This window comes from uncultured Comamonas sp. (genome assembly GCF_964277875.1).
In the GTDB taxonomy this organism is placed as follows: Bacteria; Pseudomonadota; Gammaproteobacteria; order Burkholderiales; family Burkholderiaceae_C; genus Comamonas; species Comamonas sediminis.
In genome coordinates, this window is record NZ_CAXYJV010000041.1 from 47,248 (window position 1) to 67,030 (window position 19,783).

Here is a 19,783-nt window from a genome sequence, read left to right on the forward strand (position 1 = left end):
TTAATTCAGCTTTTGAATGGCATTTGATATTACGACGGTTTGCTAAGTCCAATGTCGTCTAGAGCACTTACATCTTCTCCCTGCTGCTCCAGCTTCTGCAACACCCAATGAATATGGCTACGCAGCGCATACAACTCATCCGCATACGACAGCGGCACGGTGATCTTCTCGACCTTGCGGCTCAGCGCCAGCAGCTCGGCTTGGACGCTCGCGCGGTCGGGGTTGGGTTGCTCCATTTCGTGCTCGATGGCGCGCAGCTGGCCGTACCACTTGAAGACGCGTGAGCGCACGCGGAACTGGTAGAGGGGTGGGACGACCCGCGACAACGGCAGCATGAAGGCCAGCAAAACGCCCAGCACCAGCCACATGCGCTCGACCAGGTTGGCGAGCCAGAAGGGCAGGTAGCGTTGCAGCAGCGGGGCGGGCTCGTTGATGGCGCGCACACCTTCGGGGGCGACGGCCAGTTCGCTGCTGCGGGTGTTGGGAAAGTCTCGCGCGCGGTTGAACCAGCCCGCCTGGCTGTGGATGCCCTGCGAGGCCTGGGCAAAGAGCTGCTTGATGGCGGGGTGGGTGTCATCGCGGGCCAGCAGCGAAGTGGTGGAGGCCAGCAGGTGCACATTCTGCGGCGGCACATTAGCGGCGAGATCGACAATGCCGCGCGGCAGGGTGACAGGGCTCAGGAACCTGAACTTGCGGCCGTAGGCCTCGTTCTGCGGAAAATCCATCAGCTGCACGCCGGGTGTTTTCAGCAGCATTTGCACCATCGGCGATTCGGGTGCGGAGACCAGCACCAGCGCGTCGAGCTTGCCGGCCAGAAACTCCACCGTTGCCGGCGTTTCAGCCAGGTGAGACACGCGCAATTGGGCGAGACTCAGGTGGTTGGCCTCCAGCAATTGGTTGAACAGATTGGGCACGCCGCTGCCGGCGGTGCCGACGTTGATGCGCCAACCCGCGAGCTGGGTCAGGCTGTTCAGGTGGGGGCGCTTGGTCAGGCGCTGGGCCGAGTCTGTGCGGTAGAACAGCCAGACGGGTTCGACAAACAGCGCGCCCAGCGAGGTGAGGCTGTCGACGTCGTCCTCGGTCAGCTCGGCGGTACCGCCTTGCACAAAGGCCAGATCGACCTTGCCCTCGCGCAGCAGCTGCAGGTTGTCGAAGGAGCCTTCGCTGCCGACCAGGTCGACGCGGATCTTGTTCCTGGCCAGCGGCGTGCGGTACTGCTCGCCAAAACTGGCGTAGGCGCTTTGGGCCGGGCCGGTGGCCAGCTTGACCTGCGAGGGCGGGTTGGGCTTGAGCCACCAGTAGGCGGCGACGATCAAGGCCACGGCCAGGATCACCAGCGGGCCGCCGGAGACCAGCGCATCGCGGATGTTGAGCACCAGGGTGATCAGGGTTTGGCGCAGCCCGTAGGCTTTTTGGCGCATGGACGTGGAGCGGTCACCCATGGTGGTTGGCGGGCTGCCGGCGCAGCGCTGTTGGAATGGCGCCTACTGTAAATCAGCCGCGCTGGGCAGGTGCAAGGCCTTGTGGTTTTCTCCGGCATCGATTTGTAAACGATTGGCATGCAGCACCGCCTGCAGGGTGGCCTGGGCGACAGCCTCGGCGGCCATCGTGGCCAGCACCATCATGCCGGGGCTGCGCCCGGTGGCACCGGTGCCCAGGCAGAACAAGGTGTCGCCATCCGACATGGTGTGCACCGGGTTGATGGCGCGGGCCAAGCCGTCGTGGCCCACCGTCGCCAGGCGGTTGGCCTGGGCCTTGGTGAGGGTTGCGTCGGTGGCAATCACGCCTATCGTGGTGTTGGTGCCAGCCAGCAGCGGTTGCGGGGGCTCGCCGCGCAGCAGCGCGCGGCGCGTGTCGATGAGCCCCAGGCCATCGCTGGTGCGCGCGCCGGCTACCACCTGCGCGGTGTCCGGGTGCAGCACATCGCCCAGCGCATTGCAGGCAATGATGGCGCCCACGGTGACGCCATCGACGGTGACGGACGCGGTGCCGATGCCGCCCTTCATCGCGCGCTGGATGCCAAAGATCTTGCCCACGGCGGCGCCGGCCCCGGCGCCCACATTGCCTTGCGCGGGCATGGCGCTGCTGGCAGCCTGGCAGGCGGCATAGCCGGCCTGGGCATCGGGGCGGATGCGCATATCGCCTACCAGCACATCAAACAGCACGGCGGCAGGCACCAGCGGAATGCGGCCCACGGAAATATCGAGGCCTACGCCTCGCTCTTCCAGCCAGCGCATCGCGCCGCTGGCTGCATCCAGCCCCCAGGCGCTACCGCCCGCCAGCATGATGGCGTGTACGCGCTCGACCAGGTTGGTGGGGTGGAGCAAGTCGGTTTCGCGCGTGCCGGGTGCAGCGCCGCGCACATCGACGCCGCCTACCGCCCCGGCCTTGGCCAGGATGGCCGTGCAGCCGGTGGGGCGGCGCGTGTCTGTGAAGTGGCCCACTTCGATGCCTTGCACCAAGGTGATGGAGCCGGCCGGAGCCATGGGGAGGGGGGAGGAGGACATGGCCCGATTGTGGGCCAACTGGGCTTGCGGCTGCAGCGGCAAAGACAGCGGGCTGTCAAACAGGTGTCTGACAGCCCGCAAACATGGATGGGCAGAAGTGCGAGTGTGCCGATCAGGGGCGGATGACGATCTGCGGGCTGATGACAATCGCATCGGGGGTGCGGGGCGCCACCAGCACCGGGGCAGCGTAGGCCGGCTGCGGCGCGTAGTAGGCGGCCGGGCGGTCGTGGCAACGGCGCTTTTCCTTGTATTCGCCATTGCGCTTCCACTTGCGCTCCACCTGGCAATTGCCGTCCCAGAACTGTTCCTTGTGTTCCTTGCGGTGGTGGTGGCGGTGGCCGCCGCCATGGGCCCAGCTGGCATCCGCTAGGCACGAGAGCGCCAACGCAGTGAGCAAAGGGGTCAACAAACGGTTCATGGCAGGGGTTGGGAGGGTGAACGATGCTGGCAGCTTAGCGGAAAATCCTGTATCAAAAGATGAGCAATGGTTGCTTTGTACATCAGCTGTTGCGGCTGTTTTGATGGTGGAAATCTATGGCGATGGGTGCTATGATTTTTCCATCTGTAAGCACCCGTTGCCGCGCTGGCGCCGGGTGCTATGCGTCATCAGGCGTTGACGGTGGTTTGCTGCTGCTCACCCAAGCCCTCAATACCCAGGCGCATGGTCTGCCCAGCTTTCAGATAGACGGGGTGGGGCTTGATGCCCAGGCCCACGCCTGGGGGCGTGCCGGTCGAGATGATGTCTCCCGGCTGCAGGCTCATGCACTGGCTGACGTAGGCGACGATCTGCGCGACGGTGAAGATCATCGTCTTCGTATTGCCATTCTGGAAGCGCTTGCCATCCACCTCCAGCCACATCGACAGGTTTTGCGGGTCCGGCACTTCATCGCGCGTCACCAGCCAGGGGCCGATGGGGCCAAAGGTGTCAAAGCCCTTGCCCTTGTCCCAGGTGCCACCGCGTTCGATCTGCCATTCGCGCTCGGATACATCATTGACCACGCAGTAGCCGGCCACATGCTCCAGCGCCTGGGCTTCAGTGATGTATTTGGCCGCTTTGCCGATGACGACGCCCAGCTCGACCTCCCAGTCGGTCTTGGTGGATCCACGGGGGATCTCGACTGCATCGTTGGGGCCGCAGATGGCGCTGGTCCATTTGTTGAAGATCACCGGCTCGGTCGGGATGGCGGCGCCCGATTCAGCGGCATGGTCGGCATAGTTGAGGCCGATGCAGATGAACTTGCCCACGCGCGCCACGCAAGGGCCGATGCGGGGCTGGCCAGGCACGGCTGGCAGGGTGCTGGGGTCGATCGCGCGCAGGCGGGCGAGGGCGGCGTCGCCCAGCTGCGCGCCTTCGATATCGCTGAGCACGTCAGAGAGGTCGCGCAAGGTGTTGCTGCTGTCGAGCAGGCCGGGCTTTTCCTGGCCCACCGGGCCATAACGCAGTAATTTCATGTCATCTCCAAAGAATCAATAGCGAGCAGGCGCCAGTCTAGGGGCCTGCCAGCCAGGGTGCTGTCGCGCAGCAAAAAAATCGAGCAGGGGTGGCAGGCTCAGTTGGACCAGCCGCCATCAATCACATGGGCCTGGCCCGTGGTGAACGCAGCCTCGTCCGAGGCCAGATAGGCGACCAGTGCCGCAATCTCCTCGGGCTTGCCGACGCGGCCCATCGGTTGGCGGGCCACAAAGGCGGCGCGCACGGCGTCAACGGAAAGCCCGTCGTGCGTGGCCTGGGTGGCGATGCGCTGGGCCAGCGAGGGCGAATCGACCGTGCCCGGGCAGATGGCATTGCAGCGCACGCCCCGGGTGCAGTAATCGGCGGCGATGGACTTGGTCATGCCGATGACCGCTGCCTTGGAGGCACTGTAGGCAAAGCGGTTGGGCACGCCCTTGATGCTGGAGGCGGCCGACGACATATTGATGATGCTGCCCTGGCCCCGCTGCAGCATGCCCGGCAAAAAGGCGCGGATGCTGCGGTACATGGCTTTGACATTCAGGTCAAACGCGAAGTCCCAGTCCTCCTCGCTGCATTCGAGCACGCTGCCGGCATGCACAAAGCCTGCGCAGTTGAAGAGGATGTCGATGGGCCCGAGCACCTCGGCCAGGGTCTGGATCTGGGCGCTGTCGCGCACGTCGAGCTGGCGCGCATCCAGGCCAGAGCCTGCGAGCGGGCCGATGTGCAAGTCGGTGGCAATCACGCGGGCGCCTTCGGCTGCCAGCCGTTCGGCGCTGGCGCGGCCAATGCCTTGCGCCGCTGCGGTCACCAGGGCCACCTTGCCTGCCAGGCGGCCGGGAGAAACGGAAGAATGGGTCATGGAGTCAGTCCTGTCAAAACTATCAAAAGGCCCGGCTGCGCCGCAGGTCAGCGCAGCAGGGCAGGGGATGAAAGCGCTGCGGGTTTAGAAGTGGCCGTCCTGGGCCAGCTTGGGCGGGCTGCCAGCCGCGCTGGTTACCGGGCTAGGTGCGGTAGCGGATACCTGTTGGCGGCGGCCATGCTTGCGCGCCCACATGGCCGTGAGGATGGGCACCAGGATCGCGGTCAGCAGGCAGGCGGTGGCGGTGATCGCCGTGGCCGAATCGGCCATGGACTTGAGCTCGGGCACCATGGTGCCGATGATTTGCGGATTGGCGACAGCCGCACCCGCCGTGGATGAGGCAGCCAGTCCGGCCGTGCCGTTGCCGCCGCCGATGAACTTGTCCGCCAGGATCAGCGGAATGCCGGTGACGATGATGACGGCCACGCCGACAAAGACGCCGGTAAAGCCGCTTTTGGCGATGACGCCCAGGTCGATCGAGCAGCCCAGCGCAAAGCCGAAAAAGGGGATCAGCGGGTGCACGCAGCGGCCAAAGAACTCACGCAAGTTCGCATCCAGGTTGCCCAGTGCAAAGCCGATCAGAAACGGCAGCACGGCGCCGGCAAACAAGCGCGGCTCAAACACCGCCACGCCGGTGGCGCCCAGGATCAGCATGCTGACCAGCGGGCCCGACTCGATGGAGGTGAGCACAAAGGCGCCTGCCTCCTCTTGCGTGCCGTACTGCTGCATCAGTGCGGCATACAGGCCGCCATTGGTCATGTCCATCGCGGTGACCAGGGCCAGCACCGACAGGCCGGTGAACAGCCCCGTCTGGATGCCGCCTGGCGGCAAGAAGCGTGTTGCCACCATGGCCACGACCCAGGCCACCAGGATCTTCGTGACGACCAGGGTGCCGGATTTTTTCAGCACCACGCCCGTCGCCTTGAGGTTGATCGTCGCCCCCATGCAAAAGAACCAGACCGCCAGAATGGGCACGGTGCCGGTCATCAGCCCGTTCGTGAACGAGCCGAAGTACTTGCCGGCATCCGGTGCAAAGGTGTGCACGCAGGCGCCCAGCAGCAGCGGAATCAGCATGAGCCCGCCGGGCACACGCTCAATGGTTTTCTGGATTTCCATGTCTCGCTCCTCACACTTTGGTGGTGAATTTGTTATCGCTTGTAGAGGTGTTGTCCGATGACTACCGAATCAAACGGGACAGTGTTCCATAAATTTAAAACTGGAAAATAGCTGGTAAACCCTTTGTCCAATTCCATTCATAGAAATTTACGGAACATTGTTCTGAAAAATGAAGAGTGTGTTCCAATAGTTGCCATATCTCTTGGCTGGCCGGTCCTAGCGCTGGCTGTTTTTGATCCCGCCCCTCCCACAGTCCATGTCCCATTCCTCCATCTCCCATGCGCCCGCCCTGGCCCCGTCCATCCCCCGTCATCCGTTTGATCTGCAGGGAAGGGTGGCGCTGGTGACCGGCTGCAATACCGGCATTGGCGCGGGCATTGCGGTGGCGCTGGCGCAGGCGGGGGCGGATATCGTCGGGCTCAACCGCAGCGATGCCAGCCAGACGGCCGCGCAGGTGCAGGCGCTGGGGCGCCGGTTTGTGCCGGTTCAGGCCGACCTGTCGCGCACGGAGGCGATGGCCGATGTCCTGGCCCAGGTGCTGGCAGCGGCTGGCCAGGTCGATATCCTGGTGAACAATGCCGGCATCATTCGCCGTGCCGATGCGCTGGACTTCAGCGAAGAGGACTGGGATGCGGTGATGAACACCAACCTCAAGAGCCTGTTCTTTCTGTCGCAGGCCGTGGCGCGCCATATGCTGGACTGCGCCGCGCAGCAGGGCGCGCAGTGGCGCGGCGGCAAGATCATCCATATCGCATCGCTGCTGTCGTTCCAGGGAGGGGTGCGGGTGCCTTCCTATACGGCAGCCAAGAGCGGCGTGCTGGGCCTTACGCGCCTGATGGCCAATGAATGGGCCGCCAAGGGCATCAATGTGAATGCGATTGCGCCCGGCTATATCGAGACCAACAACACCGAGGCGCTGCGCCAGGACGCAGGCCGCGCGGGCGAGATCCTGCAGCGCATACCGGCCGGGCGCTGGGGGCAGCCGGCGGACCTGGGGGGCGCGGCGGTGTTTCTCGCCTCCAGTGCGGCCGATTACGTGCATGGCCATACCTTGGCCGTCGATGGCGGCTGGCTGGCCCGATAATCAAGGCCATCCACCACAGCCCAACACAGAAGGACGGACCGATGAGCGAGAGCCCCGCAGCCCTGGACAAGACCGACACCGTCGCCGCGGTGGAAAAAGCCTTTGCCATTCTGGAATGCCTGGGCAATCAGCGTGATGTCAGCGTGACCGCGCTGGCCCAGCAGCTGTCGCTGTCCAAGTCATCGGTGCACCGCCTGCTGCAAACCCTCAAGACCCTGGGCTATGTGGCGCAGGATGGCGAATCGGAGCTGTACCGCGCCACCTTGCGGCTGTTTGAGCTGGGCGGCAAGGCGCTGGAGAACACCGACCTCGTGCGCGAGGCCGACGAGGAAATGCGCCGCCTGGGCGCGCTGACCCGCGAGACCATCCACCTGGGTGCGCTCGATGAAGACGCGATCATCTACATCCACAAGATCGAATCGGATTTTGGGCTGCGCATGCAGTCGCGCATTGGCCGGCGCAAGCCCTTGCACAGCACCGCCATTGGCAAGGTGCTGCTGGCCTTCATGCCTGCCGAGCAGGCGCACAGTCTGCTGTCGTCGCAGCCGCTCAAGCTGTTCACACCCCGTACCTTGAGCTCCGTCGATGCCGTGATGGACATCCTGCCCCGCGTGCGTGCCCAGGAGGTGGCCGAGGACGATGAAGAGGCCGAACCCGGTCTGCGCTGTATCGCGGTGCCTGTGTTTGACCGCTTTGGCCACGTGATTGCCGCGCTGTCGGTGTCCTTTCCGATCATGCGCTGCGGCGCGGACACGCCGCACTACTACCGCAGCTTGCTGAAAACCGCCAGTGCGGCGATCTCGCAAAAGATGGGCTGGCATGCGCCGCACATTGCCAAAGATGCGAAAGATGCAGAAGGCGAGCCGGGCAGCACAGGCGGCGCGCCACTGTAACGCTGCTGGCGCTGTTTGGGTCCCGCCGGGCATCCAGCGGGCATCAAGCTGGCATCAGCCAGTTGCCGGAACAAAATCGCCGGGCTCAAAACGGGCGCTGGTATCCATGCGCACCTGGCGCAGCGCTGCCGTTTGCTGGTGCGCGTCATACAGCACCTCGGCGGCATAGTTGATCAGCAGGCTGCGGCGGCGTGCGCCGCTGGGGTTGAGGCTGGCGGCATGCAGCAAGTCGACATCAAACACCAGAATGTCGCCGGCCTGGCCAGAGATCTGAATGGCCAGCGATTCATCATGCTCGATGCGCGCAGCTTCTTCGGCGTTGGGACGGTGGCTGGCGGGCACCAGGCGCGTGGCGCCGTTCTCAGGCCCAAAGTCATCCAAAAACGCCAGTGCGCCGACGGTATCGCCGGGCCGCTGGTTGGAAAGGTCACGGTGCAGGCGTTGGTAGCCGCCGCCGCCCACGGGCTCGCGCCCTTCCACTTGCGACAGAAAAAAGCGCTCACCGATCAGCACGCCCGCAGCGGCCAGCAGTTGCGGCAGCCGGCACACCGCCAGCATCTGGGCGTTGTCGTCTACCAGCGCATGGCGCCAATCCCAGCCCCGGGGCACCGGCCATCGGCTGGTGATGCCCGCATCAAAGGCCTCGCGCAGACCGGGCAGCCAGTCAGCCGGGATGGCCTGGCGCAGCAGCAGATAGCCGTCGTGCTGGAGCTGTTCGCGGGGGCCCATGGTTGGCCTTTCAAGCTGTGGTTTGGGGGCGCAGCGGGCAGTATAGCCAGCGGGGACGGAGGGAGCGGCATACATCAGCCGCCTGCATGTCCGCGGTAGCTGCTGGAGGCTGCCGGATTGCGGACATTTTCGTCCGATATGTTCAGAATATCGGCCTGATTGTCTTAAGGCCGCAATCGCTGCACCATGGCGGCTGATGTTTTTCACCCGCCAGCGGCCCCTGGCCTGCGCGGGTTTGTACAGGACTTTCGCTTAGCGCCATGGCAGATTCTTCTTCGCTTTCCTCCCACCCATCCCCCTCTCTTGAACCCAGCTGCACCCCCCAAAGCGGCGGCCTGCCGCTGGCATCGCTGCTGGCGCTGGCGCTGGCGGGCTTCGTCACCATCCTGACGGAAGCCTTGCCGGCCGGATTGCTGCCGCAGATCAGCGCCGGTCTGGGGGTGTCGCAGGCCATGGCCGGCCAGCTGGTCAGCCTGTATGCGATCGGCTCCTTGGTGGCAGCGATTCCGCTGACGGCGGCCACCCAGCGCATGCGCCGCAAGCCCTTGCTGCTGGCGGCATTGGCGGGTTTTGTGCTGGCCAACAGCATCACCACGGTGTCGGGCAGCTATGCGCTCACGTTGCTGGCGCGCTTTGTGGCCGGGGTGGCGGCAGGCCTGCTTTGGGCGTTGCTGGCGGGCTATGCCACGCGCATGGTGGCGCCGCACCAAAGCGGGCGCGCCATTGCGATTGCGATGCTGGGTGCGCCGCTGGCGCTTTCGCTGGGCCTGCCGCTGGGCACCTGGATGGGCCAGCACCTGGGCTGGCGCCTGTGCTTTGCCAGCATGAGCGTGCTGGCGCTGCTGCTGATGGCCTGGGTGCAGCTGCGCCTGCCCGATTTTGCCGGCCAACCCGCTGGCCAGGCCTTTGGGTTGGGCCAGGTCTTCCGCCTGCCTGGGGTGCGGCCGGTGCTGCTGGTGGTGCTGGCTTATGTGCTGGCGCACAACCTGCTCTACACCTATATCGCGCCTCTGCTGGCGCCTGCCGATCTGGGCGCGCAGATCGACCGGGTGCTGCTGGTGTTCGGGCTGATGTCGGTGCTCAGCATCTGGATCACCGGCCTGCTGATCGACCGCCATCTGCGTGCGCTGAGCCTGGCGAGCACGGGACTGTTCCTGTTGGGCGCCGTGTTGCTGGCGCTGGCGATGCAGTTGCCCGCTGCCGTCTATCTGGCTGTGGCCGTTTGGGGCCTGGGTTTTGGCGGGCTGCCGCCGTTGCTGCAGACGGCCTTGGCCAAGAGCGCGGGGCCGGCGGCCGATGTGGCGCAGTCGATGCTGGTGACCTCATGGAACCTGGCCATTGCTGGTGGCGGCATGGCCGGCGGCGTATTGCTGGCGCAGTGGGGCGTGGCGGCTTTCTCGCCAGCGGTGCTGCTGCTGATGCTGCTGAGCCTGGCGGTCGTGCTGATGGCCAAGCGCCATGGCTTTGCAGCGGCCCGGCCCTGACAGCGCAGGCGTAGACAAAGGCGCTGAGACCGGAGTCTCAGCGCCTTTGTCGTTGAGGCAGTGAACCCGCTTAGAAGCTGGCCGTCAGGGTCGCAAAGAAGCGGCGGCCGGGCAGGTAGAAGTTGTTGCCGACATCGCGGTTGCCGCTGGCATTGCGGTCAAACAGGTTCTTCACGCCGGCGTTGATGCGCAGCGCCTTGTTGATGCGGTAGTTGGCAGCCAGGTCGTAGAGCACATAGCTGTTCTGGATGCGCTGCTCGCCAAAGTTGGAGTTGTCGGCCAGGCGCTGGGCCAGGCCCATCTGCTTGCCCACCAGCTCGGCGCCCAGGCTCAGGCCCAGGGCGGAGTTGACCTGCCAATCCAGCACCGAGGAGCCGCTCCACTTGGAGACGGTGGTCAGCGCCACGCCGGTGGTCTTGTTCTCGGCCTTGAGCATATGGGTCAGGCTGTTGTTCCAGGTGATGCTGCGGCTCAGCGGCACGCGCAGGTTGGCTTCCAGCCCGCGCGTGATGGCCGCGTCGATATTCACATACTGGGCCCAGTAGTTGCTGCCGCCCGGCAGGTAGCCAATGCCTTGCGAATCGATCTTGTCCTTGAAGTCGGTGTTGAAGAAGGTCAGGCCCGCTTGCCAGCCCTCATGCTCCCAGGCGGCGCCCAGCTCCCAGTTCTGCGAGGTCTCGGGCTTGAGGTCGGAATTGCCCCGGATGCTGCAACCGCCACCGGTGTAGCCGGCAAAGCCGCAGCCCGCGCCTTGCGACTGGCTCACAAAGTTCTCGTTGGACTGGCGCAGGTTGGGCGCGCGGAAGCCTTCCGAGTAGCCGCCACGCAAGGTCCAGGCAGCGGTGGGGTGGTAGACCAGGTAGGCGCGCGGGCTGATGTGCGAGCCGTAGTCGTCATGGCGGTCACCGCGCAGGCCCAGGGTCAGGGTCAGGTTGTCGCGCAGAAAGATCTGGTCTTCGACAAACAGGGCCTGCGACTTGGCCTGCTTGTAGCTGAGGCCGATCACGCCTGCCTCATTGGCGACCGAGCCCACCGAGTTCGGGTTGTCCAGCTCCTGGCGCTGCCACTGCGCACCCACGGTCAGCATCTGGTCAAAGCCCCATTTGAAGGGCATGGTCACCGATCCGTCGAGGATCAGGTCCTCCGACACCGAATGGGTGTTGTAGGTCTGGGTAGCGGTGCCACCGGGCACCGGCACAAACTGGCCGTTCTCGATCCGAGGCGCAGTCGTCTCGTTGCTGTACTTGCTGTGGCTGAGCGAGAGCTTGGATGTACCAAAGCTGTACTTGCCCTGGTGGGTCAGGCTGGTGCTTTCGCGCTCCATATTGGACGGGCCGCGCGTGGTGGCCGCAGCCGCAAAGCCGCCCGGGTTGCTGGTGGAGGGCGAGGGGCCGCCCAGGGTCTTCCACTCGGCGCGCTGCACATCCAGGCTCAGCTTGTGCTGGTCGTTGATGTCCCAATCCAGGCGTGCGCCCAGCGATTGGCGCTTGGCGCCTTCACGCCCGCCGCCCCAGCGGAAAGCGGTGGTGCCGTCTTCCAGGCCGCTGTCGGCCTGGCGGTAGGTTTGCTGGCCGTTCAGCTGCAGCTTGAAGCCCTTGCCCAGCGGGCCGCTGATGTTGAAGCCACCGCTGTAGTCGTTGCCACGGATGGATTCGGGATTGATCTCGGCACCGGCAGAGACCTGGCCGCCCCATGTGTTGCCGCCTTTCTTGGTGATGATGTTGATCACGCCACCCATCGCGTCCGAGCCGTAGAGCGAGGACATGGGGCCGCGCACCACTTCAATGCGCTCGATCGCTTCGGGCGCAATCCAGTTGAGCTCGTTGCGGGTGTAGCGGTCAAAGGTCTCGCTGGAGCTGCCCACGCGCACGCCATCGACGAGGATCAAGGTGTACTGCTGTGGCAGACCGCGAATCTGGATGCTGGTGCCGCCATCGGGCGTGGTGGCTTGCGTGAGGCCGGGAACGCGGCGCAGCACCTCGTTCAAATCGGTGGCCGGCACGCGCGCGATGTCCTCGGCGGTCAGCACCGTCAAGCTGGCCGGTGCGTCCTTGACGGCTGTGGCCGTAGCCGCTGCGGTCACGGTGATCGTGTCCAGCGTGGTGCCGGGATCGGCACGGTCTTGCGCAGAAGCGGCCGGCGCCAGGCACAGGCCTGCGGCCAACGCAATGGGAAGAAGGGGGAATGAAGCAGCGGGATGGGACATGACAACAGACAATGGCGATAAGACGGCCTGCAGGCGGCGCAGCCCTGGGCAAAGCCGGGCGGGCCAAAGGTATGCAGAGCGGAGCTGGCTGGCGTGGACGCGGCGCGGGGCCGGTCACGTTGGCTGGGAGTGCAAGTTGATTCGCAATCGGAATCATTTGCGGCGTATGTGGCGGGTGTTTGCCTGTTTGTGTCAGTTTGTGACTTGGTTCGCTGCTTGCTGTTCGCCGTGAAGGCAGCAGTGGGGCTGTGGTGACGAAAAAAAGCGCCCCGACAGCCTGAGCTGAGGAGGCGCACTCGGCTAAGCGTTGACGTTACACAGAATCGCGAGATTTCACTTGCCGGGCGCCGAGGCCTACCAGCAAGCCACTCAGCACCAATAAGGCCCATGGCGCATTGGCAGGTACCGGCGTCGGTGTCGTCACCGGCGGCGTGACGGGTGTGATCACCTCAATGCTGGCCGATGCCGTGCACTGGGTGGCACTCGCGCCGCCCGAAGTGGCCGAACACTGTGTGGTTGTGGCGTCCGGCGTGGCTTGGGCTGTGTTGGTCAGCAAGCCGGGCGTTGCATTGGCCTCCACGCTGGCTTGGAGGGTAAACCTCAGTTGTCCGCCAGGATCTCCGGCTGCGGCAGCCGGTGGCAAGGCCAGGTTGGCCAGATTGAGAGCGCCGGTGCCGCTGCTGGGAACCGGGCAGCTGGCGCCATTGGCAGCTGTGCAGGCCCAAGCGTTCAGCGTGATACCGGCCGGCGGGGTGTCCGTCAGTTGCGACACCGTGGCCTGCTGCGAGCCTTGGTTGGTCAGCACAATGTCATAGCTGAAGGTTCCACCCGCATTGACCTGGCTTGCGCTGGCGTTTTTGGTGATGTCGACTGAGGTGGGTTTGCAAACGGCCGTAGGCTCAGCCTGCACGAGCAGCCCCGTGACCCAGCCATAGTCCAGCACTTGAAAAACGATTTCGTTCAGACCGGGTTTCCAGTCCTGCGTCAACGTGCGAGAGACGGGCGGCGTGGAAAATGCCGATCCGGGATTCACGATGGGCGCGTAAGCACTTTGGGCCACGCCGTTGACGTAGATCTCTGTGGCGCTGTCGTCCACCAGGTACGACAGCTGGACCGCCAGATCTGCCGGATCGACGGCAGGGTCCAAGTTGAACTGGTACCGGTAATAGCCCCAGCGTTGGGAATTGGCTCTGTCAAAGCCCAACGGCGAAACCCAATTGGCGTTGGCATAAGGTGACTCGCTCCAAGGCGCTGTCCAGTAAACCGTGAGGGGTGTCCAAGCAGCGGGGGGTATGGCGCTCAAGGCGACGGCGGGGTTGGTGACTGGCCTGCCTGCAAATGCGAATTGCCAAGATGGTTCCACCGCGTTTTGGGGCAGGGCACCTCCGGTTGCTGCGTTATGTCCCGTGCTGAATGCCGCCGATGACGAGTTGCACGACACCGTAGGCAGCGCCGCTTGCGCCTGTGCGCCAAAAGACGACAGCAGTCCCGCCAATGCAATGAACAGACCTGTCGCTGCCGGAGCCACGGTGGCGCTGAAGCCCTTTGTCCGAGGCATGTTTGAAGAGGTATTGAACTTCACGATAAGACTTTCTGTCGGATGCCTAAGCATGGGCGACTGGACTGAAAAAGGCACAGGCTTAACGTATCGTCAGTGGTACTAGGCTTATACGATGCGTGAATCGTCACCGCGAAACATTGTTTCTGTAAGTCGCATATTGTAAGTTTAGTCACCAAATAAGTCTATTGGCTGCGGGTGCGCGATGGTTTGGCACGAGCGGTTCGGCTGGGATTGCGCGCGCCGGTACCACGCGAGTGTTGCGTCGCGATGTTCCGAGGGGAAAACTCGTGCAACGAGCCGCGTCTGACGCGCCGCGCGGTCGTAGTGCGCAGGGTGTAACCGCTCCAAAGAACTCGGCCGCGAATTTGCCATTCCAGACGTTGGAATGCCAACCGATAGAAGTCACTCAAGCCGGCAACTCAATCACCGCCCTTAACCCACCCTCACTGCGGTTATGCAGTTTCAACTCGCCGCCATGCGCGCGCACGCATGAGCGCGCAATTGCCAGCCCCAACCCAAAGCCACCAGTCTCTCCATTGCGGGCGACCTCCAGCCGGCTGAAGGGCCGAAACGCCTGCTCGATATCCTGCGGCGCAATGCCGGGGCCTTCGTCTTCGATTTCCATGCGCACGGTGGCGGCAGTGCCCGGGGCTGCGGCATCCGGGCCGGCCAGCCGCACGTGGACCCTGCCGTAGCGCGCGGCATTGTCGATCAGGTTGGCGAGGGCGCGCTTGAGGTGGGCCGGGCGGCAGCGGTAGCTGATGCTGTCTGGCGGGCTCCAGTGCACCTGGCGGCCCAGGGTGCGCTGCTGCTCGACCACGTCGCCCACCAGCGCGTCCAGATCGACAGGCTGGGTGGTTTCGCGCATCGCGTCGTCCTGGGCAAAGTGCAGGATCTCTTCGACCATGCTGTGCATCTCGTTGATGGTGCTCACCATCGCCTGGCGCAGTTCGTCGTCGTCCACCAGCTCGGCGCGGATGCGCAGCGAGGTGAGGGGGGTGCGCAGGTCGTGGCCGATGGCGGCAACCATGCGGGTGCGGTCGTTCACGACGCCGAGCAGGCGGTCCTGCATCTCGTTGAAGGCCTCGATGATTTCGCGCACGCCTTCGGGGCCGGACAGCGGCAGGTGCGCGGAGCGCTCGCCCCGGCTGATGCGCTGGGCCGCGTCGGTGAGCATGCGCAAGGGCTGCATGATGCGCCGGCCAAACAGCACCGCAATGACGATGATGGGCAGCATGCCGACGGGGATGGAAAAGCTCAGCACCCGGCTCCAGTGGCTGAGCAGCATGGTGGGCAGGTGCCAGCTGCTGAGCCACTGGCCATCGGGCAGGCGCACATCCACATGCAGCATCCAGCTGCCATCGTCATCAAATGCCGGGCTGAGCTTGCCCAGGATGTCCTGGTCCACATCGCCAGCCTCGCTGGCGGCTGCAGGAGAGCGCATGCGCAGATGGATGCGCACTGGCGGGTCTGCAGGGTTGGCACCGGCATCCAGCCCCAGGCGTTCTTGCAGCCTGGCGGTGAGTTTGGCTTCTTGCTCGGTGACAGCTTGGCCGTCGTCAAAAGGGCGTGGGCGGATGCGGAACTGCGAATCGGGCAGGCTGATGCTGTGCACCAGGCGCTGGGCGGATTCGGGGCTGCCCTCCAGCGCGCGGTAGGCGGCGGCCACCCGGGTCTCGATGGTGTGGGCCGACAGCGGGTGCACGACATCGCTGTCCTGGCGCAACCAGGTCAGCAGCAGCACGGCGACCAGGTGGGCGACGATCAGCGCCAGCAGCAACAGGGCCAGCAACTGGCCGGCTAAGGTGCGCGGCAGCAGTTTCATGGAGCGAGGCTGATGTTTCTGGCAGCCAGCAGATAGCCGTCGCCGCGCACGGTCTTGAGCATGCGCGGCTGGCGCGGATCGGATTCGAGCTTTTTGCGCAGGCGGCTGATCTGCGTGTCGATGCTGCGGTCAAAAAAAGCGTCGCCTTCGCGCTGGGTCAGGTCCATCAGCTGCTGGCGGCTGAGCACGCGGTTGGGGTTCTCCAGCAGTGCGCGCAGCAGGTGGAACTCTGCCGTGGTCAGCGGCACGGGGCTGAGGTTGGGGTCCTGCAGCTCGCGGGTGGTCAGGTCAAAGGACCAGCCTTCAAAGGTGTAGCGCTTTTCTGCCGATACGTCGGCGGTGGGCGCCGCCTGGGCCGCATCGTCTGCCCGGCGGCGGGCGCCGCGCCGCAGCACGCTGCGGACCCGGGCCACCAGCTCGCGCGGGTCAAAGGGCTTGAGCACATAGTCGTCGGCGCCAATTTCCAGGCCCGCCACCCGGTCGGCCTGGTCGGTCATCGCGGTCAGCAGGATGACGGGGGTGCCGATGTGCTCGGCCACAAAGCCGCACAGCGACAGGCCGTCCTCGCCAGGCAGCATGACATCCAGGATGATCAGGTCATAGCTGCGGTCCTTCAGCAACTGCCGCATCGCCAGCCCATCGCAGGCAGTGTCGACATCGAAGTCATAGCGGCGCATGAAAGTGGCAAGAGGGTCGCGGATGCTTTGGTGGTCATCGACGATCAGGATGCTGCGTCGCACATTCATGGAAATTCGGGCATTGACAAATGAGATTACTTCTTATTATCACCGGCCATCTGCCAGTGGGTGCGGTGCATGGTCAATCCCGCACCTTGCCGCGCTGGGCTTTGACATTGGCGCGCAGGCTCTTGCTTTGCAGGCGGCGCTGCTGTGACCCCCAGGTCGGTTTGGTGGCGCGGCGCTTGCGCGGCTCCACCGCCACGCTGGCCACCAGTGCGTTGAGGCGCTCCAGCGCATCCCAGAGGTTTTGCTCCTGGGTGCGGTAGCTCTGCGCCTTGATGACAACCACGCCTTCCTGGGTGATGCGCGAATCGGCCAGGGCCAGCAGACGGGTCTGCACGGGCTCGGGCAGGCGCGATGCACGCACATCAAAGCGCAGGTGGATGGCACAGCTGACCTTGTTCACGTTCTGCCCGCCGGGCCCCTGGGCGCGAATGGCCGTCCACTGCACATCGGCTTCATGCAGGGTGAGGGCGGAGGGCGAGGGCGTGGTCATATCGGGAGGCGTGTCGCGGTAAAGCGGCAGGGAAAGGCGGGGTGGGGGTTTCACAGCGCTGTCGTGCAGCGCTGGCATAACCTGTATTTTGCGGCAGCTGTCCGGGAAGCCTCAACAAATCGCTGGGCCAACTCTTGTATAAGACTTAAAAAGCAGCGACAATCCTTGGCGTTGAATTCCGTATTGTGATATTGCATTGCAGCATTTGAGGGACAGGCTTCCCAACGGTGGTCGAGCAGTACATCATGAGGGAGTTTACGCGGGCGCGCCCTGAGCCGTGGAGACCAGCCAAGGCGCGACGCACATCAGAACTTTTGCCACTTGAAAGACCAGATGACTACCCAGCAACCCACCATCATCTACACCCTGACCGACGAAGCCCCTCGTCTGGCGACCGCAGCGTTCCTGCCCGTTGTTCGCAGCTTTGCGAGCGCCGCTGGCATCAATGTGGCCGAGAGTGATATTTCGCTGGCAGCCCGCATTCTGGGTGAATTCCCCGAGTTTCTGACCGAAGCACAGCGCGTGCCCAACAACCTGGCTGACCTGGGCAAGCTGACCCTGACGCCGGATGCCAACATCATCAAGCTGCCCAACATCTCCGCATCGGTGGGCCAGCTGCAAGAAGCGATCAAGGAACTGCAAGACCACGGCTACAAGCTGCCTGACTACCCAGACAGCCCTGCCAACGACGCAGAAAAAGACATCAAGGCCCGCTACAGCAAGTGCATCGGCTCGGCCGTGAACCCCGTGCTGCGCGAAGGCAACTCCGACCGCCGTGCGCCGCTGGCCGTGAAGAACTACGCCAAGAAGCACCCCCATTCGATGGGCGAGTGGAAACAGTGGTCGCAAACCCATGTGTCGCACATGGAAGAGGGCGACTTCTACCACGGCGAAAAGTCCATGACCCTGGACAAGGCCCGCGAAGTGAAGATGGTGCTGGAGACCAAGTCCGGCAAGACCGTGGTGCTCAAGGACAAGGTCAAGCTGCAGGACGCAGAAGTGGTTGACTCGATGTTCATGAGCAAGAAGGCGCTGCTGGCTTTCTACGAAAAGGAAATCGAAGACTGCAAGCAGTCGGGCATCCTGTTCTCGCTGCACGTCAAGGCCACGATGATGAAGGTGTCCCACCCCATCGTGTTCGGCCACTGCGTGCGCATTTTCTACAAGGAAGCGTTCGAGAAGCACGGCAAGCTGTTCGAGCAGCTGGGCGTGAACGTGAACAACGGCATGGCCAATCTGTACGAAAAGATTGAAACCCTGCCCGCATCGCAGCGCGAAGAAATCATCCGCGACCTGCACAAGTGCCAGGAAGGCCGCCCCGCGCTGGCCATGGTGGACTCTGCCAAGGGCATCACCAACTTCCATTCGCCCAATGACGTGATCGTGGATGCATCGATGCCTGCGATGATCCGCGCTGGCGGCAAGATGTGGGGCGCCGATGGCAAGCCTTACGATTGCAAGGCCGTGATGCCTGAGTCGACCTTTGCCCGCATCTACCAGGAAGTGATCAACTTCTGCAAGTGGCATGGCAACTTCGACCCCAAGACCATGGGCACCGTGCCCAACGTGGGCCTGATGGCGCAAAAGGCCGAGGAGTACGGCTCGCACGACAAGACCTTCGAGATCAGCGAAGACGGCGTGGCCAACATCGTCGACATCGCCACCGGCGAAGTGCTGATGAGCCAGAACGTGGAGCAGGGCGACATCTGGCGCATGTGCCAGGTTAAGGACGCACCGATCCGCGACTGGGTCAAGCTGGCCGTCACCCGCGCCCGCAACTCCGGCATGCCTGCCGTGTTCTGGCTGGACCCCTACCGTCCGCATGAAGCCGAGCTGATCAAGAAGGTGCAAACCTACCTGAAGGACCACGACACCAGCGGCCTGGACATCCACATCCTGTCACAGGTGCGCGCGATGCGCTTCACCTTGGAGCGCGCAGCCCGTGGCCTGGACACGATCTCGGTGACCGGCAACATCCTGCGTGACTACCTGACCGACCTGTTCCCGATCCTGGAGCTGGGCACCTCGGCCAAGATGCTGTCGATCGTGCCTTTGATGCAAGGCGGTGGTCTGTACGAAACCGGCGCCGGCGGCTCTGCCCCCAAGCATGTCGAGCAGCTGGTGGAAGAAAACCACCTGCGCTGGGATTCGCTGGGCGAATTCCTGGCGCTGGCCGTGTCCTTCGAAGAGCTGGGCATCAAGAACAACAACGAGCGCGCCAAGCTGCTGGCCCAGACCCTGGACCAGGCCACCGGCAAGCTGTTGGACGAGAACAAGTCGCCATCGCGCCGCACCGGTGAGCTGGACAACCGTGGCTCGCAGTTCTACATCGCCCTGTACTGGGCCCAGGCGCTGGCCGCCCAAACCACCGATGCCGAACTGGCCGCCAAGTTTGCGCCACTGGCCAAGAGCCTGAGCGACAACGAGGCCAAGATCGTTGGCGAGTTCAAGGACGTGCAAGGCAAGCCTGCCGACATCGGCGGCTACTACCAGCCGGACACTGCCAAGCTGGATGCTGTGATGCGCCCCAGCAGCACCTTCAACGCAGCGGTGGCTGCACTGGGCTGATAAGGCCCTGGCCTGGGCTGGCTGATGCTGCCCGGGTTGCGATCCTCCAAGTAGAACCGGCAGTCCCTTGTGGGCTGCCGGTTTTTTTTGTTGGCTACCGGTTTGCTGACTGGGGGTGTTCGGTTGGCGTATACCTTCGTATATGGCTCCCATGCCAATGGCAGTGGCATGCACCCCAAAGGCCACTGGCGATCCCGCGCTTGGCCTGCGAAAATCCTGTCTGTCGTCGCGAAAGCCCTGTGTCTTGTTACTGCGATGACGC

At 64.1% G+C, this 19,783-nt stretch carries 16 protein-coding genes; 4 read left to right on the forward strand and 12 right to left on the reverse strand.

The annotated features are described in order from the left end of the window. Positions 1 to 29: 29 nt before the first annotated feature. From ACHWUQ_RS15705 to kdgT, 6 genes are all read right to left on the reverse strand, one after another. On the reverse strand, positions 30 to 1,421 hold the full coding sequence (locus ACHWUQ_RS15705; protein WP_394681691.1) for a TAXI family TRAP transporter solute-binding subunit: 1,392 nt from the start codon (positions 1,419 to 1,421) through the stop codon (positions 30 to 32). A gap of 63 nt (positions 1,422 to 1,484) precedes the next feature. Continuing rightward, on the reverse strand, positions 1,485 to 2,507 hold the full coding sequence (locus tag ACHWUQ_RS15710; protein WP_394681692.1) for a P1 family peptidase: 1,023 nt from the start codon (positions 2,505 to 2,507) through the stop codon (positions 1,485 to 1,487). Positions 2,508 to 2,619: 112 nt separating this feature from the next. Then, positions 2,620 to 2,925 (reverse strand): hypothetical protein, encoded by a 306-nt coding sequence (locus ACHWUQ_RS15715; RefSeq protein ID WP_239811781.1) that lies wholly within the window; start codon positions 2,923 to 2,925, stop codon positions 2,620 to 2,622. Positions 2,926 to 3,113: 188 nt separating this feature from the next. Then, a complete protein-coding gene (locus tag ACHWUQ_RS15720) occupies positions 3,114 to 3,959 on the reverse strand; it encodes an ureidoglycolate lyase (protein WP_394681693.1) in 846 nt (281 codons plus the stop codon). Positions 3,960 to 4,057: 98 nt separating this feature from the next. Next, a complete protein-coding gene (locus ACHWUQ_RS15725; RefSeq protein WP_239811783.1) occupies positions 4,058 to 4,819 on the reverse strand; it encodes an SDR family oxidoreductase in 762 nt (253 codons plus the stop codon). An 84-nt stretch (positions 4,820 to 4,903) separates the two neighbouring features. Beyond that, positions 4,904 to 5,935, reverse strand: coding sequence for a 2-keto-3-deoxygluconate transporter (gene kdgT / locus ACHWUQ_RS15730; protein WP_239811784.1), 1,032 nt, complete (start codon positions 5,933 to 5,935; stop codon positions 4,904 to 4,906). Positions 5,936 to 6,191: 256 nt separating this feature from the next. Between kdgT and kduD the strand changes: the two genes are divergently transcribed. Continuing rightward, entirely contained in the window at positions 6,192 to 7,019 is an 828-nt protein-coding gene (gene kduD / locus ACHWUQ_RS15735) for a 2-dehydro-3-deoxy-D-gluconate 5-dehydrogenase KduD (RefSeq protein WP_394681694.1), read from the forward strand. A gap of 41 nt (positions 7,020 to 7,060) precedes the next feature. After that, on the forward strand, positions 7,061 to 7,912 hold the full coding sequence (kdgR, locus tag ACHWUQ_RS15740; protein WP_312836031.1) for a DNA-binding transcriptional regulator KdgR: 852 nt from the start codon (positions 7,061 to 7,063) through the stop codon (positions 7,910 to 7,912). Positions 7,913 to 7,966: 54 nt separating this feature from the next. Here the strand turns inward: kdgR and ACHWUQ_RS15745 are convergent, their stop codons facing one another. Next, positions 7,967 to 8,641, reverse strand: coding sequence for a phytanoyl-CoA dioxygenase family protein (locus ACHWUQ_RS15745; RefSeq protein ID WP_394681695.1), 675 nt, complete (start codon positions 8,639 to 8,641; stop codon positions 7,967 to 7,969). 260 nt (positions 8,642 to 8,901) lie between these two features. Between ACHWUQ_RS15745 and ACHWUQ_RS15750 the strand changes: the two genes are divergently transcribed. Continuing rightward, positions 8,902 to 10,125: an MFS transporter gene (locus ACHWUQ_RS15750; RefSeq protein WP_394681696.1), complete on the forward strand. Its 1,224-nt coding sequence runs from the start codon at positions 8,902 to 8,904 to the stop codon at positions 10,123 to 10,125. A gap of 70 nt (positions 10,126 to 10,195) precedes the next feature. Here the strand turns inward: ACHWUQ_RS15750 and ACHWUQ_RS15755 are convergent, their stop codons facing one another. From ACHWUQ_RS15755 to arfB, 5 genes are all read right to left on the reverse strand, one after another. Further along, positions 10,196 to 12,331 (reverse strand): TonB-dependent receptor domain-containing protein, encoded by a 2,136-nt coding sequence (locus tag ACHWUQ_RS15755; protein WP_394681697.1) that lies wholly within the window; start codon positions 12,329 to 12,331, stop codon positions 10,196 to 10,198. Between the two features lie 313 nt (positions 12,332 to 12,644). Further along, positions 12,645 to 13,913, reverse strand: coding sequence for a hypothetical protein (locus ACHWUQ_RS15760; RefSeq protein ID WP_394681698.1), 1,269 nt, complete (start codon positions 13,911 to 13,913; stop codon positions 12,645 to 12,647). Positions 13,914 to 14,298: 385 nt separating this feature from the next. Continuing rightward, positions 14,299 to 15,717, reverse strand: a complete 1,419-nt coding sequence (locus ACHWUQ_RS15765) for an ATP-binding protein (RefSeq protein ID WP_394681699.1) — start codon at positions 15,715 to 15,717, stop codon at positions 14,299 to 14,301. Further along, positions 15,714 to 16,463 carry a response regulator gene (locus ACHWUQ_RS15770; RefSeq protein ID WP_230776644.1) on the reverse strand — a complete coding sequence of 250 codons (750 nt, stop codon included), beginning with the start codon at positions 16,461 to 16,463 and terminating at the stop codon, positions 15,714 to 15,716. The genes ACHWUQ_RS15765 and ACHWUQ_RS15770 overlap by 4 nt, the downstream gene beginning before the upstream one ends. Before the next feature lie 73 nt (positions 16,464 to 16,536). Beyond that, entirely contained in the window at positions 16,537 to 16,953 is a 417-nt protein-coding gene (gene arfB / locus ACHWUQ_RS15775) for an alternative ribosome rescue aminoacyl-tRNA hydrolase ArfB (RefSeq protein WP_369459529.1), read from the reverse strand. Between the two features lie 333 nt (positions 16,954 to 17,286). On the opposite strand from arfB, the gene ACHWUQ_RS15780 reads away from it, so the two are divergent. After that, complete coding sequence (locus ACHWUQ_RS15780) at positions 17,287 to 19,521, forward strand: NADP-dependent isocitrate dehydrogenase (RefSeq protein ID WP_312408954.1); 2,235 nt, start codon at positions 17,287 to 17,289, stop codon at positions 19,519 to 19,521. The last annotated feature ends 262 nt before the right edge of the window (positions 19,522 to 19,783 follow it).